The sequence below is a fragment of the Peribacillus sp. Bi134 genome (genome assembly GCF_918698065.1).
Classification (GTDB): domain Bacteria; phylum Bacillota; class Bacilli; order Bacillales; family DSM-1321; genus Peribacillus.
Window position 1 is genome coordinate 35,595 of record NZ_CAKKLN010000004.1, and the last position, 16,408, is coordinate 52,002.

The window sequence follows — 16,408 nt, forward strand, 5'->3', positions numbered from 1 at the left end:
CTTTCTTTCAGTGATTTGCTATAATAGGTCATTGGATTAAAAAACTTATAGAAAGATAGGTATTTGCATGAAAAAGAAACTGATATTAATTGGATTGGGAATCCTGGTTGTTTTCCTGCTATTGTTTGGTACGTATAAATTAATGAATTCAAGAACATATCAGTTATTCGGTGGATTAACGGATAATGTCGAGACGAATGAAAAAGTGGTCGCTTTGACTTTTGATGATGGCCCATCGAACAATGTAAATCAAATCCTTCCGTTATTGGATAAATACGATGTAAAGGCTACATTCTTCCTGATTGGTAACGAAATCGAAAAGTATCCAGAGGAAGCGGGTAAAATAGCGGAAGCAGGACATCAGATTGGCAATCACACGTATTCCCACAGGCGAATGGTTTTTAAATCGCCCTCTTATATCAAGGCGGAAATCGAGAAAACGGATACATTAATTCAAATCTCCGGATATAAGGGTGAAATTGATGTCCGGCCGCCAAACGGGAAAAAAATCTTAGGTTTGCCTTATTATTTAAATAAAAATGATAGAGAGACCATTACTTGGAATCTGGAACCAGATAGCTATTACACTTCAGCTTCTGACAAAGTGAAGTATGTGAAGGAAAATATAAAACCAGGTTCGATCATCCTGATGCATCCGATGTACGATGATACGGGTAAAGAACTTCAAGCGATTGAAGGGATCTTACAAGAGTTAACGAACGAAGGGTATAGGTTTGTAACGGTCAATGAACTTCAGGAAATGTAGTTTCATTTTTCGTCCAGACGATTTTCGAAGAATCGGGTTGCTGCGGCAGCTCTTTTTTATTTGATATACAGAATAGTACAAAACATGGGCTGCATATTGTTTCTTAATGGAAGGTTGTTGTTAGGGCATGCATTCGCATGAATTTTTCCTTAGTGGAAATAAAGCTATTAAAATGGGGCTGGTTACTTGTATCGGAATAAAAACACCGCTCTGATCATGATTTTATGTTTCCTGTTATTCCTATTTCTTGTGGTGCTCATTTTTCGCCACATCACGGTATACTTCGTGTATAGCTCGGGCATCGGCCCGTTATTACTTATCGGGGTAATGGTTTTTGCTATCGTTATGCTTTTTTTCAAAGGATATAAATAATCGAGTCTGTCTACTGGTTTTAAGGATTTGTACAATTTGAACGTTGCTTTCCTCTCCAGGCACTCGCTTTCCGCGGGCGGTCCGGGGGTCTCCTGGACGCGCTTTTCCCGCAGGAGTCTCGTTCCTTACGTTCCAATCAACTTGGTTTTTAAATTTAGATAGAACCCCTTTTGTCTACAAACTGAGGCTGCTGCGCAGCCTTTTTTTGTTTCTATGTATAGAGATACATAAAAAAATATAAAAATCAATAAAAAATTAACACTACGACATTAGTAATATATGGTAATATTTGAAATGGGATTATTTTCTTATAAATTATAATCAGGGGTGATATGTACGTGGAGTTTTTTACTAAGTGGGCGTTTAAGAACAAGGCTGCCGTTTCATTGGTAACCATATTTATTTTGTTGATAGGAGTTGTCAGTTATTTTAAACTGCCGATGGAATTTTTACCATCTGCCGATAATCCTCAAGTTACGATTATCACAATGGGTCAGGGCACTGATTCGAAAACGATGGAAGCACAAGTTACAGATCCAATTGAAAGAGCAGTTACGGGAGTTAAAGGAAAGAGTTCAATATACTCCACCACTGGAGATGGATTTTCAAAAGTAGATCTATTCTTTGAAGCCGGATCGGATATGAAACAAGCGAAACTTGATGTTCAAGAGGCTCTTGGCAGTGTAGCGCTGCCACAAAGCATGGCAAAGCCAACTGTTACACAGTTAAATACATCAATGATTCCCATCTCATTTGTAGCTGTTACTTTTAAGGATGGATTAACAGCTGAAAATATAGACTTTACCAAGAAAGAATTAGAGCCTCTGTATAAAGATATTAAAGGGGTTTCGGATGTACAGACATTTGGAATTTCGCAATCCGTTCTTTCAGTCAAAGTGGATAATGAAGAATTGGCTAAAAAGAAAGTCTCCATTCAAGATGTCATGAGCGTCCTTAACGGTCAGAATGCAGCTCTGGCTGTAGGCGAAAAAGTGATTGATGGGAAGGCAAGTAACATCAAGGTTATCGGTGATTTAACAAGTATTGAAAAATTAGAAGCACTAAAGGTCACTCAGAATGTCGCACTTGGAGAGATAGCAAAAGTTGAAGAAGCGAAGGATGGCAACCTCATCAGTCGTTTTAATGGAAAGGAAAGCATTGATTTAAGCATTATCAAGGACAGTCAATCAAATGCGGTCACAATCAGTAAAGAGGTTGAAAAAGTAGCAAAAGAAATTAATGAAAAGTATAGCGACCAGAAATCGACCATTTATTTATCTACAGCTGATATGGTGGAGACTTCCGTTCAGACGATGGTAAAAGAAGTTCTGCTAGGTGCGTTATTCGCTACGATTGTAATCATGGTCTTTTTACGGAATGTAAGATCTACATTCATTACAATCGTATCCATACCGCTATCTCTTGGATTTACGTTATTTTTGCTGTCATTGTCGGGAGTGACGCTGAATATTTTGACGCTGGGCGGTGTCGCTGTAGCGATCGGGCGCTTGGTGGACGATAGTATAGTTGTTATTGAAAATATTTTCCGGAAAATGCAGCAGGAGAAGATTTCAAAGGAATTGGTGATGGATGCAACGAAAGAGGTGGGAGTGGCGATAACAGCTTCAACCCTTACTACTGTAGCCGTTTTCTTGCCAGTTGCTTTATTGAATGGAGGGCTTCAAGAGTTTCTTCTTCCTTTCGCCTTGACGGTAACTTATTCTTTGCTGGCTTCTTTAATTGTGGCATTGACGGTTGTTCCGTTAATGAGCGCAGGATTGCTGAAAAGGACGGAGCTGCCAAAACATCGACCGGCCAAGCGTTTTACCAAACTGGTTACTTGGTCATTAAATCATAAATGGGTAGTCCTGATTATTGCGATGCTGTTGTTTGTCGGTTCCATTGGTACATATTTTGCCATGCCAAAAGGGGCGATTGATAATTCTTCAGCAGACTATGTCTCCGTGACATTAACTTATCCAAATGATCAGCCTTATGAGAAAGTAAAGGAAAAAGCGATTGAACTCGAAGAAACGATGCAGGATATGAGTGAAGTGGATAATATTTTCATGCAATTAGGAAACTCAGCCGAGACGGCCCAATATGGGGCAGTCACATCACCTACAGAAGCAACTTTCGGCATCCTCGTGAAGGATAAAGCACATGTAGATTCAATCCTGGAGAAAATGGAAAAGGAACAAGAAAACTATCCTGATGCGAAGCTTACGGCCCAAGCCTCTTCATTTATGATGGGGGCATCAAAGACGAACATTACGATAGATGTGATCGGCAGTAATGTTGAAGATTTGGAACTGACGGCCAATAAAGTCAAAGAAAGTATTCAAGATATTAAAGGAATCGAAGAGGTTACAACAAACCAAGACGAAAAGAAAACGATTTATTCATTCAAGGTAGATCCGGCTAAAGGCAATACAGAACAAATCGGTCAACAATTAGGTATCATGCTTAATAAAACTCCTATTGGCAATATAACCTTGCAGGATAAGCAGACACCTGTCGTCCTTGAACCCATCTTGGATCCTAAAAAACCAGAGGATTTAAAAAGTATCCCGATCATGACAGACGGCGGTCTAGCTCCGGTGTCTAAGGTTGCATCTATAAATAGTGAAGAGAGTGCAACAACGCAGTTCCATAAAGATGGAGAAACGTATCTTCAATTAACGGCAACGGTCGATCCGACTAAGCTTTCCGATATTGCAAGCAAAATAAATCTTGAGATATTTGGAGATAAAGAGAACAAAGGTCTTGATATTCCGAATGATGTAGAGATTTTAGTCGGCGGGGCCAGTGCTCAGCAGACAGATGATTTTTCCGATTTATTCCTTACGATGTTAATATCGATCGGCATCGTCTTTTTAATCATGGTTATAACATTTAAATCAATCAAAGCACCGATCGCCATTCTATTTTCCTTGCCATTCGCTGCCATTGGGGCGGTATTAGGATTGGTTATCAGTCGAATTCCAGTTGATATTACAGCACTGCTGGGTGCTCTCATGTTAATAGGAATTGTTGTGACAAACGCGATTGTGCTTCTGGATCGAGTCAAACAAAACGAAGAAAAAATGATCATCCGTGATGCGATCGTCGAAGCGACGGCTACAAGATTCCGTCCGATCATAATGACGGCTGTAGCAACGATTTGTGCCATGCTGCCGCTTTTATATAAAAAAGCGGAAACAGGAAGCTTGGTTTCACAAAGTTTAGCGATCGTTGTCATTGGCGGGTTAGCTGTGTCTACACTGCTCACACTTATCGTCATTCCATGTATATACGAATTGCTGTACTATAAAAAATCGAAAAAACAGAGAAGGAAAAAGAAAGAACCCGTTAACGAACAAATCGAGATGTAGGGAAGCTTAATAAAAAGTTTGTAGAGAAAAGCAACATTTTCTTTACAAACTTTTTTTCTTTTAAAATAATGGTTGACTTTCCTCTAACCTGTAACTAAAATGATTACATCAGGTGGTAAAACAATTGCCAAAAGCTATCGACTACTGAATGCCATGTTCTTATATTAATATTTTTTTTGCTTTGTATTGTAACTGTTACGGTTACAAGTTGAGCTGATAATGAAAAGTGAGGGAATATATTATGACAGTGAAAATTAAAGCGTATTCTGATTTTATTTGCCCATTTTGTTTTTTAGGTAAAGGTCCTTTGGACGAAATCGTGAAGGATAAGGATGTAGAAGTGGAATGGATGCCATTTGAATTGCGTCCGAGTCCACATGCCAAAATCGATCCATGGAAGGAACCCGATAAGTTGAATTCATGGGACTCTTACATTCTGCCTGCTGCGAAAAAGCTAGGGGTTGATATGCGTTTACCCCGTGTCTCCCCGCATCCATATACACATTTTGCATTCGAAGGCTGCCATTTTGCAAAGGAGCACGGAAAAGGGAACGAATTCCACAACAGAGTATTTACCGCGTTTTTTCAAGAGGAACAAAATATTGAAGATATTGAAGTATTGACAAAATTAGCGGGTGAAGTTGATCTTCCTGTAGAAGCCTTTAGAGAAGCGTTAGTGTCACGAAAGTATCGGGAAGTGCACCAACAAGCACTCAAACATGCTTATGAAGAAGCAGATATCAGGGCTGTCCCAACGTTTATTATTGGTGATGAAGTAATTCAAGGACTAGCCAGCAAAGAAAGGCTTGCGCAAGTCATTGAGAAGGAAGAAGCAAAAAATAAACGGAATGAATTTGATGGCTTACAATGTGATGTTAAGGGGAATTGCCAATAAATACGGATTTACTACTGTAATGTCATTTCACGCCCCTCCTTAAATTAGGCTTGATTAATTTTTAGAGTACTTAAATATTACAGAATAACCCCTTTTATCAAACAATAAAGCCTTTCTTTTTACTGTTTAATATAAAAGGGGTATTTTAATGTAATTCTATAACTCTAGTTGAATTGTAGTAACAATATTAGAATCATCAACCCATAAATAAGCATTTTTACATTTATGTGTGAAATATCTAATCGCAAAAGTATCTTTTAAATAATCTTTTAAAGTCCAATTGTATAATGAGAGCGAGATTATTGGCCCCTTTGATGTGTTTTTTAAAAAATCTAACACCTTATCGAACTCCATATCTTCGTATTTCTCTATAAATTCAGGTATTATCTTGTATGATTTTTGTGGTTTCCATTCATATTGTGACTTGCTCATTGTCCCATATAGATTTTTTATTATTGGATTTAAATGATTCGACCTGATCAAGGAGAGAGATTCTTGATTCGGCTTACTTAACATTATTTCTGATGGTAATTCGTTTTCTAATACAATCTTTGTGTTGTCAAAATGCATAATAATTTCTTCGATTACTTGATAATCAATTCTAGTATCGACAAATAACGAAGTAACACTATTTTCATCTTGGCAACCCAACAGTAAAAAGAATTGAGTTAATAGTGAATATTTTTTTTGGACATTGGAATTGGGGATAAATTCCCTGATCTTGAAATCTGAAAAACTGTCTGTATTGTCTAAGAACTGATTATTAGCTTCAAAAGATTTCAACCATTCCATTAGTAGCCCACCTAGTGTTTTTTTATTTAACCTCCAAATAACTATAACCATTTGCAATGGCTGAATAAGTTAAATTATTACATAGTGTATCATGGTTGTTTGTGAAAAAATAGGCTTTTTTACCCAAGTTTTTTGGTTTTTTCACTTGATTTTTAGGACATTTATATTATTTTTAAGATGAGGAACGGACTGTTTAATATAATTAACGGAGGTAAATAATTGACAATGAGAATCATTTTCATTTATAGTGAGATGTGTAATGAAATTAATTCTCAATTAGGAAGGTGATATAGATGAAGGTATTCATTGGTTATGTCAGTTTATCCGGTAATACCGAGAAAATGGCTATAAACATAAAGAACAGAATGAAGGCTGTCGGCTGTGAAGTATATATGGAAAGATTGGATACTGTTGAAGTTGATGCTTTAAGGGATTTTGATTTGGCCTTTATCGGTTTATATACATGGAATCTAGAAGAGTTACCGTATGAAGCAAACGAGTTTTATGAAGAAATTGATCAAGTGGACTTTACTGGAGTGAAAGTTGCATTCTTTGGTGCCGGCGACCTGACCCATTCGAAACCCTGCGCCGGGATAGATATCCTTTCCAATAAAATGAAGCAATTTGGATTTGATGTATATGATCAAGTGTTGAAAATACACCATGAAAGCAGGACATACGAACAATTAAGCAAATGCGAAGACTTTGCAGAGCATGCCCTTATATGGGGAAGCAATAGGAAGAAGTGGAGATTCTTCATGTGGGATCGGATGCTAGGCAGCCCCAAATACCAAAAGTCTGTATTTTTGTTAAGGAGGGTCCTTGATGATTACCCAATTAAGTACAAAGGGAGAAGCAAAAAAAGAGGAACTTATACAAGAACTTCTGAAATTCGGGATTTTTAAAAAATATAATAAACAACTTTACGAGCTTCCGATAGTAGTTTTACAGAAGGAATTCAATCACTTGAGAGGTGAATTAAAAAATGTCTAGGAGAAGGAAATCATATACTGAACTTCTAAAAGAAAACCGCGAACTTCTGTTGCATGACAAAATTGAAGTGGAACGCATCTATACAAAGATCGATCAAAAAGCCATCAATGAAAAAAAGGGCGGTAAGCAAGTACAATCATGACTGGTTAAAATTTGAACGTTGATTGAAACTTGGCACTCGCTTTCCACGGGCGGTCCCGCACTCGGAGCTTTTTGCGCCTGTGGTTCTTTTATGAAACGCTCGCTAGATTGAGGGGATTTGCGACACCCCTGCCGAAAACTGGCTAGCCGAGACCCCGGAGTTGCTTGCGTCGAGGAGGCTTGGCAGACAGTCAGCGGAAAGGAGCGGATTTCTGAAATCAACTCGAGTATTTTTGAAACTTCAGGCAAACTGACTTTTCTTCAAGTTTGCCTGAAGTCTGAGCCGAAATCCATTTTTGATTTCGGTTTTTTCTTTTGGGTCTATAATTGAATGCTGTTGGTTTCCATATTCAGCAAACAATGCAGTCAGTTGAAGAAGAAGGTATTTTCCGGTTGGTTGCCGAATAAAAATTCTTTAGGTAAATCTTAGGGGGAGTGCAAATTGAAAAATGTAATAAATGGAATCAATCATTGGAAAGGTTTTATACCTGAAGAGTTCAACCGGAGGACAGAAAAAGAATTAAATCATCGACCAATGCCACACAAATGGTCCAAAAAAGAGATTTTAGGACATCTATGCGATTCTGCATTGAACAATATGAATAGGTTTATCAAGATTCAGTACGAATTACAGCCATATGTTATACAACCATATAATCAAGACCAATGGGTATTGGTTCAGAATTATCAAGAGCGGCCATTGGATGAGATCGTTAATCTTTTTTGTTCTTTAAATAAGCAAATCATACATATAATAACGAATACACCAAATGATAGATTATCTAATCTTTGTGATATAGGAAATAATCAACTAAAATCATTGGAGTGGCTAGTAAAAGATTATCTAGAACATATGGAACATCATATTAACAATCAAATCCTAATTTAAAAATAGCGATCTATATAGGTCACTATTTTTAAATTCAATTTTTCACTTTTCGTAACAGCTTGTCATGAAGTTTGGACAAGGTAAACAATACAAGGGTAGAGCCGATTAATGTTAACGCCATATCCCATTGTGCGTCCCAAATATCACCTTGTGTTCCTAAAAAGTCCTTTGAAACTTTTCTGCCTTTTGAAATGATGGCAGCTATCCATTCGATTATTTCATATAGTGCTCCAATGGCAAGTGCAAAACTTAATGTTACAGCAAATAACCAGGGTCCTTTTGTTAGAGGAGTTTTACGTATTACTATTTCTCTAATCACAATTGCAAGTAAACCTTTTAGAAAATGACCAAACCGATCATAATGATTCCGGTTTAGATCGTAATGATCTTTTATCCAATTAAATAGAGGAACTTTTGTGTACGTATAATGGGCACCGATGAACATGGTAATTGAAAGAACGGCAATAACGAAATAGGATAATGTAGTAAGGCGGAATTTATTATATGTAGCGATTACATAAATCAGAAACACAACGGCAGGAAGTACTTCCATTGTCCATATCAAGTATCCTTCAGGCTTAATAACTGACCAAATAAAAACTGCAGTTACTAGCAATAGTAATATTAAATGAATCAGTGTACTTTTATCTCTTCCCAATTTTTTCACTCCCTACATTCAGGATATATACCAGTTTGAAATTTTTGCAATCTAAAAATCAAACAGTTTGTGAATGGATAAAATTCTTAATGCTTTCATTTAAAGGATTAGCCGCTTTTGTAGGGATCTGATGCTTTGCATGATCAATGAATTTTAATTCCGTACATGGCAATTTTTCATGCAATAAATTAGCGTAATAATACAATGGTTTATCTTTTTTACCATAGATCAATAAAATGGGCAGGTTGATTTTCTCAAGCTGATGGGTACAGTTATAATGCAAACTATAATGGTAATACTGCTCGATATTTCTGGCATCTCCTTTTAGGGCTTCATTAAACATTTTGTTGAACAACTTTTCGGTATTTGAATTGCTCCATGAAATGGAAAGCGCAAGTATTGGAACTGCGTCTTTCTTGGCAAGTGATATTCCTAAAGAAATCTTTTGCTTTAAATATTTATCCCTCACTTCAGACATTCCACCTATAACAATGCCTCCTAGAGCCCTATCGGCACAACTCAGCAAATATTCCAATACGATAGATCCTCCGGTCGAGTATCCGCATATGATTGCTTTTTTAATTTTCAAATGATCCAACAGATGTTTGATATCTTCTATGATCCGGGGATAAGTTACTGGCAGTCTTGAATACTGACTTCTACCGTGTCCCCTAATATCAAAGGTTATAACTTTGAATTCTTCGGATAATTCCTCCATTTGGTATTGGAAATTCACACTAGTCAGTACAGGAGGATGAATAAAAACAATAGGAACCCCTTTTCCCTTAACAGAATAATACAAGCTATTACCGTCCACATCTAACATGGGCATGAATATTCACCTCAATAATCTTAAATCATTTTCAATCATTGAATGGCTATACTATTTAAAAAACAATTTAAGATAAGCGTTTGGATTTTATCGACATGAAAATAAATATCTTCATTTCAAGAGTGCTAATATCCCTCTTGAAAGAATTTTCCCTTTAAAACGTATTTTTATTACTAATTGTTTTGGTAACATACAATCTGAATTTTTGGTTTTTTTTTGAACAAGATATAAGAGTTCAGGAAATGAACAAAAATATATAAAATAAGGTGATGTAAATGAGAGCAAACATGGATAAAATTTTACCAGTAGTCGCTTCGGTCGGAGTGGGTATCGCCACTTATCAAATGTTGAGTGGAAATGGCGGGAAAATGAAAAATATGGTGCCGCTTGCCACTAATTTGATGGGAATGGGAACAGGGATGCCAGGGCAGAATCAACAACAGCCAGAAAATCAATAAAAAAGAAAATCATCTCCTATAGGGGATGATTTCAGACTGTAGACAAAACTTGATGAAAATCGAGTTTGTCTACAGTTTTTTGCGGTTTGTACAATTTGAACGTTGATTTCCGCTCCAGGCACTCGCTTTCCGCGGGCGGTCATGGAGCCTCCTCGGCTTGCGCCTGCGGGGTCTCCCTAGACGCGCTTTTCCCGCAGGAGTCTCGCACCTTCCTCTCCAATCAACTATGTTATATCGTTTAGTTAGAAACTATACCTGAGGAGTTGAGGTGTTGGTTTGGGAACATCATCATTTGATGAAAGATATGTTTTCCAAAACCTTTTGTATACAAACTGAATGGGGTGATTTTCTTTAGACTGTAAACAAGCTCGATATAAATTAAGATTGCCTAGTTTTTTTGAGGGAGTGTAAAATATGAACGTGATTTCCACTCCAGGCACTCGCTTTCCGCGGGTGGTCAAGGAGCCTCCTCGGTGCTCTTGGCCCCTCGACTCGCTTTTCCCGCAAGAGTCTCGTACACCCGCCCAATTAACTATGTTTTGAAGTTATAGGTAAACCCCCTTTTGTTTTTATTCAAGAAACGGGACTTCCGTCATATGCTGGCTTTTGAAAATGACACTATGGATCGTATTTACCATTTTTTATAATTAAAGTAATAAATAACCAATGAGATAACTCCATACGTTATAATGAATGGGCTCCAAGGGAAGTGTCAGAAACCTGCAGGAGTGATCATATGAATGGAGGTTATATGTGTTGAAGAAAAAATTATTGGTCATGATTCCAACAGTTGCCTTGATGTTGGCCCCTCTAGGAACGGTTACTTCAATTACCCACGCAGCATCAAAGGGCAGTGAAATCCAGAAATTCGAAACGAAGGCGGAAACACGCCTGACCCTCAGGAAAGGCTCACGTTCGAGTTATGTAAGAGACTTACAGCAAAGCCTTAAAGATGTTAAATATAATGTAGGTGTTGATGGGATTTTCGGTACCCAAACACAAAATGTGGTAAGGGAGTTTCAAGTGGATCATAACTTGAGTTCGGATGGTATCGTCGGACCGAAGACATGGGCTGCTTTAGATGAAAATAAGGTGGAAAGAAGACAGTTCACGGAGAAAGACGCGATCGCGTTAGGTAAGAAGAAGCTGGGTAACAACATCGTATTCAGCGGTGATGGCAGATTGCTGAAAGATGGCAAAGGAAAATCATATTACAATTATAAAGCAGCTAATAAAGATTGGATCGATCAAGGCGGCACAGGAACGATTGGGTGGTTTTACATTTATAAAGATGGCCGTGTAGTCGAACAATAAAGGGATATACATGCAAAAAATGTTCTCACTTTAAGTGGGATTTTTTTTATGGATATTAAAGTAGACTAAATACATCTATTTTTGGCTATAAATAACAAGTAAATATAGATATAATAGTAAATGGACAGCAATTTGGTATAGTGGGCAGCGGTCACTCCTTTTCAGAAAGGGGGTGTCGCTGGTGATTTCTATTATGGACGGACTGATGCTAATGATTTCATTCGCCTCTTTAATCGTCGCAGTAATCGCGGTTACATTAAAAAAGTAACCCCCTCCATACCATCCGGCCAGATGTATGTAGGAAAAGGGTTACTTTCATGATCGAGTAGCAACTGACTTACCACAGAAAGCCGCTGCTCTTTATGCAGTTTGCTGTTCATTAAGACGCTGGTTAAACCAGTGTCTTTTTTTATTTATTAGTTATCAATATTATATCCTCATTTTGCCTATACATTCAACTAAAAAACATGGGTGAGATATTGCTTAACGAAGTCTTTGGTAAAATCAATTAGATTTTCGTTAAATCCCTGCCGGTATCCAGTTTGAATAATTTCATTCCTTTATAAGAAACAATTGAAGGAATCATACAAAGCAAGGCCATCGGTAAACAATAAAGAAGATAGAAATGCCCTCCGTTGTCCAGCAAGGGAATATAGGCTAAAGCAACAAAAAGTAAAGTGAAAAAAATGATCGTGAAAATCCCGAAAGATTGATGATAGAAGGCATGAATTTCCCTTCTTTTTTCATCTTGGTTCGGTAAGGTCTTTACTGCTTTGTGCGTTCGAAGGAATAGGTACAAGGAGAACATTAGAAATAAAGCGGAAAATGGTAAAGCGATCGCAAATAATGAAACGTCAAGAATGGAAAGATAAAAGCTGGATAAAAAGAAAACTTCAGATACCCCTAATGCAAAACAATAATTGAAGATACTTATTCTATCAGGTTGTTTAAGCATGAAATCCCTCCTTCTATATCATATTATGCAACTGCTTTCATGTTCACCACTTTGTCACATTTAAAAGGAAAATAAATGTTCCAAGTTCCACCCAGGATCAAGCAGATGGGTAAATGGCATCGCTCGATGGTAGTCAGATTTATCAAGCCTGCAGATTTTGAATAGAGTCTTTGCATATTACGAATAGTAATAAAATATCGCTTAAAGGGGGGAGTGCTCAATGTCTGTAAAAACGGCAATTAAAGGATTTTTGCTTGTTCTTCTATTATATGTCCTTTATGTAGTGGTGACGGCTGTTGTTCTTTTCCCCAAAGCAGAAAAAGAAGAAAACAGGCCGATTAGACAAGTAAGTGAATATATGGGAGAGAAGGAAGCCACCGTGGATCGTGTCCTGCTTTTCGAAGACGGTTATGAGTCGGGACTCGCCAGAATGCGAATGATCCAGGAAGCCCAGCATTCAATCGATATCGCCTACTATGCTTTTGGAAAAGGCAAATCAACAGAGCTTTTTCTTGGAGCCTTGATTGATGCGGCTGACCGAGGTGTCAAAGTCCGAATCCTTCTGGATGGAATATCTCATGGACTCAGAGGTCAATTAAGCAGTGCCCGTTATGCATTGGCCTCGCATGAAAACATTGAATTAAGATATTACGAAACCTTTAAGCCATTTAAGCCGTGGACCTGGCATAATCGCCTTCATGACAAGATTATCACTGTAGATGGAAAGTTAGGCATCATCGGCGGGAGAAATATTGCAGATAAGTACTTAGCAAGCAAGCCGCCGAGGAACTTTGTCTATGACAGGGATGTACTCATTTTCAATGCTAAAGAGGAGAAAGATAGTGTAATCGTTGAAATGAAGGACTATTTGAATCAATTATGGAATCATCCGTATACGAGCGATGTTTTTTCGGACCTCTCGAAAAGGCAAACGAAAAAAGGAAAACGTGAAAGAGATGCATTAGCGAAACAATATAGCAAAGCATTGCAAACTGAAGCTGATTTCGTTAATCCAGTCGTCGATTGGAACAAGGCTACAACACCTACAAAGAAAGTGTCCTTCATTCATAATCCAATCGAACGTTTCAACAAACACCCTATTGTGTGGAGATCCCTATTGGATATTGCTGCGAACGCCAATCAATCGGTATACATCCAAAGTCCCTATATTGTTCCTGCGGATGCCTTGAAGGATTATGTAACGAGGCAAATGGATCCAAAGGCTGATTGGACAATACTTACCAATTCGGTGGCATCAACACCGAATGTTATCGCCTTTTCCGGTTATTTGGCGCTTAGGGATAGCGTCGTTGAGACGGGGGCAAGGCTTTATGAATATTCAAAGCCTTATTCTTTGCATGGTAAATCAGTTGTCTATGATCGACGATTAAGTGCAGTGGGCTCCTATAATTTGGATTCCCGATCTGCCTTTTTGAATACAGAATCGATGGTGGTCATCGATAGTGAAGCATTTGCAACGCAGTTGATAGGTGCCATCGATTCGAAAATCACAAAAAGTACACTCATTGCGGACAATAAAAAATATATACAACCGCCTGAAGATCAGAAGAAGGAAGAGTCTTTTTTTAAAGCCACCTTTTTAAATGCCCTCTCGAAAATCACGGTATATTGGAATAGGTTCATTTGAATGATGACGAAAAAGACAGCAATCACGGAGATTGTTGTCTTTTTTGCCTTTAGCGGAGATTATGTTATGAATACATGTGTAATTTGCTATACTTGAGCAAGCTAATCACAACAACAATCGTAAGGAGAACAGAAACATGCAAACATTACAACACCTATCGAAACGTATTGTCTACCTGCCGCCAGTTCAGGAAACGGATCGCCCGGTTCTTGCCGCCGTGACGGGAAACAAGAAAACGCTTATCATCGATGCCGGTAACTCAGTCAGGCATGCACAGCTCTTTAAGGACGAATTGCTTCGGAATGATATTAGCGGGAATTTCCTCGTTCTTACCCATTCACACTGGGACCATGTTTTCGGACTGGAGAATATCGGGATTCCAGTGATTTGTCAGGAAAAAACATACACCAACATTAAAGATATGCAGCAGCTTTCATGGGAAGATCGGGCCCTTGATCAACGGGTCGAAGAAGGGACGGAGATTACCTTTTGCGCCGATGCAATCAAATTGGAGCATGGGACGAATAGAGAGATTTCCTTTCCTCTGCCCGATATCATCTTTGAAAGAACGATGACGATCGATCTCGGCAATATAACCTGTGTCATTGAGCATGTAGGGGGCGATCATGCTAAAGATTCCTGCATCATCTATGTACGGGAGGAAAAAACATTATTTCTGGGAGACTGCCTTTATGCCAATCTTTATGCTGAAAAATGGAATTATACGCCTGAACAGGCTTCGCTGCTCATTAAGAAAATTGAAGCCTATGATGCCGAAACCTACATACTCTCCCATCATGATAAGCCTTGCACGAGACTGGAAATGGAGGCGGAGCTTAAGCTAATGAAAGAATGTGCCAGAGCGGTGGTCGAACATCGGGGAAACCGAGCTTTAATGGAGCAGGAACTGGCTAAAGAACTAAAGCGGGATCTAACTGAGGACGAACGTGAAACAATTGGATTTTTCGTGAATGGTTACTTTGAGTGATTGAAGACCATAGGGGTGGCTTTGGGTATGAGGTCGGTAATACTGGGCTCATACCCTTTAATTTGGCCTTAGTTCTCAAAGGCTCATTCAAGGTACCCACACCAAATCGATAATAATAGTTAATAGTACTGAAACAATAAGAATTGATAGGAAACCTGATATGATTTTCCCTGCTTTTGCTCCTCTGTTATCGGGATAAATATGACCAATGATAAAGGAAGGGATGAAAAATATAGCCGAATAGAACATTGTATAATGAATACCTGAATCTCCATTTGACCATGCGCTTAGTCCGATATTATTTAAAATATCATCTCCTATGCAAGGTTTATCGCCAAATTGAAAGGTAAACAATATTCCGATTAAACATAGTGCAAAAGAAAGGGAACCTAATCCGATATCCTTTGTTTTCCTAACTTCAATAGTTTTCATTTCTATTCTCCCTGTATAAAAATAACAAAATATGTTTTTTATATTGTAACATTCATAGCCTTATTTCTGGTCCCGTTTAATATAACTTTTATATAGCTTGTACATGTATCACGAGGGAGGATTCATCATTTCTATCGGGCTTCAAATTCTGTAAACATAAGGTCTTTTATAGGCTTTTGCTCTTTGCTTGGAGGTAGTCATAGCCCTTAGTTGTCTTTGTGAGATTGGTGGTACGATTACTGTCCCTGAGGGATACATAATGTTGTTTTTATCATTTAAATGACGTGCATTGACTAACAAGGCATGTCCGAATTCATGAGCCAAGATATCCATATTTTTTTGTTGGAATGTATCATATGTCATGACGATATTACCCAGTGTTCCTTTATTATCCCAGCTGACGTTAGCAATAGCCTTTCCATCTTTAAGGTCTTGTGCATTAATGTAAAACACAGCAAGTCCAGTTTGACGGCCACGATTACCTTTTCTTAAGGCTCTAAAAACTTTCTCCCGTTGTCTCATCCGCAAAGGTACGGAGATCCTTGCTATAGTGGCATCAGTTTTCAAACCACACTTCCGTGCTCCTTCTTTAGTTCTTAAATCACAAATATTAGGCCGAAAATCAATTCCCCATATGTCACTGGCGTATTTAAATTGTGTTCTTATATCTTCTTCTCTTACTTCAGCAGCGTTACCTAAAATGAAAACACAAACATCGGTCGTATACCGAGTACTCTGACCATTGTTATTCTTACTGATTTTCTCATCTTTTTTCTTTGACACAGCGTTCATCCTTTTTTTTATAATTGCCACATGATAATAAATGCAGAAATTCCTCAAGATGTTTGGACAACCCTAAACAAAAAGTTGAATGACCAAAGAATTTAAAAAAATCCAATTT

17 protein-coding genes are annotated in these 16,408 nt (G+C 38.0%); 11 read left to right on the forward strand and 6 right to left on the reverse strand.

The window, feature by feature from the left end:
* The first annotated feature begins 67 nt into the window (after positions 1-67).
* The 3 genes from LQ188_RS08775 to LQ188_RS08785 all read left to right on the forward strand — a co-directional run bounded on the left by LQ188_RS08775 (position 68) and on the right by LQ188_RS08785 (position 5,407).
* Entirely contained in the window at positions 68-766 is a 699-nt protein-coding gene (locus LQ188_RS08775) for a polysaccharide deacetylase family protein (RefSeq protein ID WP_101223152.1), read from the forward strand.
* Positions 767-1,476: 710 nt separating this feature from the next.
* Positions 1,477-4,512 (forward strand): efflux RND transporter permease subunit, encoded by a 3,036-nt coding sequence (locus tag LQ188_RS08780; RefSeq protein ID WP_230176613.1) that lies wholly within the window; start codon positions 1,477-1,479, stop codon positions 4,510-4,512.
* A gap of 241 nt (positions 4,513-4,753) precedes the next feature.
* Positions 4,754-5,407, forward strand: a complete 654-nt coding sequence (locus tag LQ188_RS08785; protein WP_230176614.1) for a DsbA family oxidoreductase — start codon at positions 4,754-4,756, stop codon at positions 5,405-5,407.
* Between the two features lie 156 nt (positions 5,408-5,563).
* Here LQ188_RS08785 and LQ188_RS08790 read toward each other — a convergent pair whose 3' ends face one another.
* A complete protein-coding gene (locus LQ188_RS08790) occupies positions 5,564-6,199 on the reverse strand; it encodes a hypothetical protein (RefSeq protein WP_230176615.1) in 636 nt (211 codons plus the stop codon).
* Positions 6,200-6,492: 293 nt separating this feature from the next.
* On the opposite strand from LQ188_RS08790, the gene LQ188_RS08795 reads away from it, so the two are divergent.
* The 4 genes from LQ188_RS08795 to LQ188_RS08810 all read left to right on the forward strand — a co-directional run bounded on the left by LQ188_RS08795 (position 6,493) and on the right by LQ188_RS08810 (position 8,222).
* Entirely contained in the window at positions 6,493-7,104 is a 612-nt protein-coding gene (locus tag LQ188_RS08795; protein WP_230176616.1) for a flavodoxin domain-containing protein, read from the forward strand.
* A complete protein-coding gene (locus LQ188_RS08800) occupies positions 7,025-7,192 on the forward strand; it encodes a Fur-regulated basic protein FbpA (RefSeq protein WP_084786080.1) in 168 nt (55 codons plus the stop codon). Before LQ188_RS08795 ends, LQ188_RS08800 begins: the two co-directional genes overlap by 80 nt.
* Positions 7,185-7,334: an FbpB family small basic protein gene (locus LQ188_RS08805; RefSeq protein ID WP_098186234.1), complete on the forward strand. Its 150-nt coding sequence runs from the start codon at positions 7,185-7,187 to the stop codon at positions 7,332-7,334. Before LQ188_RS08800 ends, LQ188_RS08805 begins: the two co-directional genes overlap by 8 nt.
* Positions 7,335-7,775: 441 nt before the next feature.
* Complete coding sequence (locus LQ188_RS08810) at positions 7,776-8,222, forward strand: DinB family protein (RefSeq protein ID WP_230176617.1); 447 nt, start codon at positions 7,776-7,778, stop codon at positions 8,220-8,222.
* A gap of 34 nt (positions 8,223-8,256) precedes the next feature.
* Here the strand turns inward: LQ188_RS08810 and LQ188_RS08815 are convergent, their stop codons facing one another.
* Both LQ188_RS08815 and LQ188_RS08820 read right to left on the reverse strand, forming a co-directional pair.
* Positions 8,257-8,880: a DUF2238 domain-containing protein gene (locus LQ188_RS08815; protein ID WP_230176618.1), complete on the reverse strand. Its 624-nt coding sequence runs from the start codon at positions 8,878-8,880 to the stop codon at positions 8,257-8,259.
* A gap of 58 nt (positions 8,881-8,938) precedes the next feature.
* A complete protein-coding gene (locus LQ188_RS08820) occupies positions 8,939-9,712 on the reverse strand; it encodes an alpha/beta hydrolase (protein WP_230176619.1) in 774 nt (257 codons plus the stop codon).
* 287 nt (positions 9,713-9,999) lie between these two features.
* On the opposite strand from LQ188_RS08820, the gene LQ188_RS08825 reads away from it, so the two are divergent.
* Both LQ188_RS08825 and LQ188_RS08830 read left to right on the forward strand, forming a co-directional pair.
* Positions 10,000-10,170: a hypothetical protein gene (locus LQ188_RS08825; RefSeq protein WP_225989034.1), complete on the forward strand. Its 171-nt coding sequence runs from the start codon at positions 10,000-10,002 to the stop codon at positions 10,168-10,170.
* A 753-nt stretch (positions 10,171-10,923) separates the two neighbouring features.
* Complete coding sequence (locus LQ188_RS08830) at positions 10,924-11,484, forward strand: peptidoglycan-binding domain-containing protein (protein ID WP_230176620.1); 561 nt, start codon at positions 10,924-10,926, stop codon at positions 11,482-11,484.
* 508 nt (positions 11,485-11,992) lie between these two features.
* On the opposite strand, the gene LQ188_RS08835 is transcribed toward LQ188_RS08830, so the two are convergent.
* Positions 11,993-12,439: a hypothetical protein gene (locus LQ188_RS08835; RefSeq protein WP_230176621.1), complete on the reverse strand. Its 447-nt coding sequence runs from the start codon at positions 12,437-12,439 to the stop codon at positions 11,993-11,995.
* Positions 12,440-12,659: 220 nt separating this feature from the next.
* Between LQ188_RS08835 and LQ188_RS08840 the strand changes: the two genes are divergently transcribed.
* Positions 12,660-14,087 carry a phospholipase D family protein gene (locus LQ188_RS08840; protein WP_230176622.1) on the forward strand — a complete coding sequence of 476 codons (1,428 nt, stop codon included), beginning with the start codon at positions 12,660-12,662 and terminating at the stop codon, positions 14,085-14,087.
* A 136-nt stretch (positions 14,088-14,223) separates the two neighbouring features.
* On the forward strand, positions 14,224-15,075 hold the full coding sequence (locus LQ188_RS08845; RefSeq protein ID WP_101223141.1) for an MBL fold metallo-hydrolase: 852 nt from the start codon (positions 14,224-14,226) through the stop codon (positions 15,073-15,075).
* An 87-nt stretch (positions 15,076-15,162) separates the two neighbouring features.
* On the opposite strand, the gene LQ188_RS08850 is transcribed toward LQ188_RS08845, so the two are convergent.
* Together LQ188_RS08850 and LQ188_RS08855 are read right to left on the reverse strand one after the other, a co-directional pair.
* Entirely contained in the window at positions 15,163-15,507 is a 345-nt protein-coding gene (locus LQ188_RS08850; protein WP_230176623.1) for a hypothetical protein, read from the reverse strand.
* Between the two features lie 141 nt (positions 15,508-15,648).
* Entirely contained in the window at positions 15,649-16,290 is a 642-nt protein-coding gene (locus LQ188_RS08855; protein ID WP_230176624.1) for a hypothetical protein, read from the reverse strand.
* Positions 16,291-16,408: the final 118 nt, after the last annotated feature.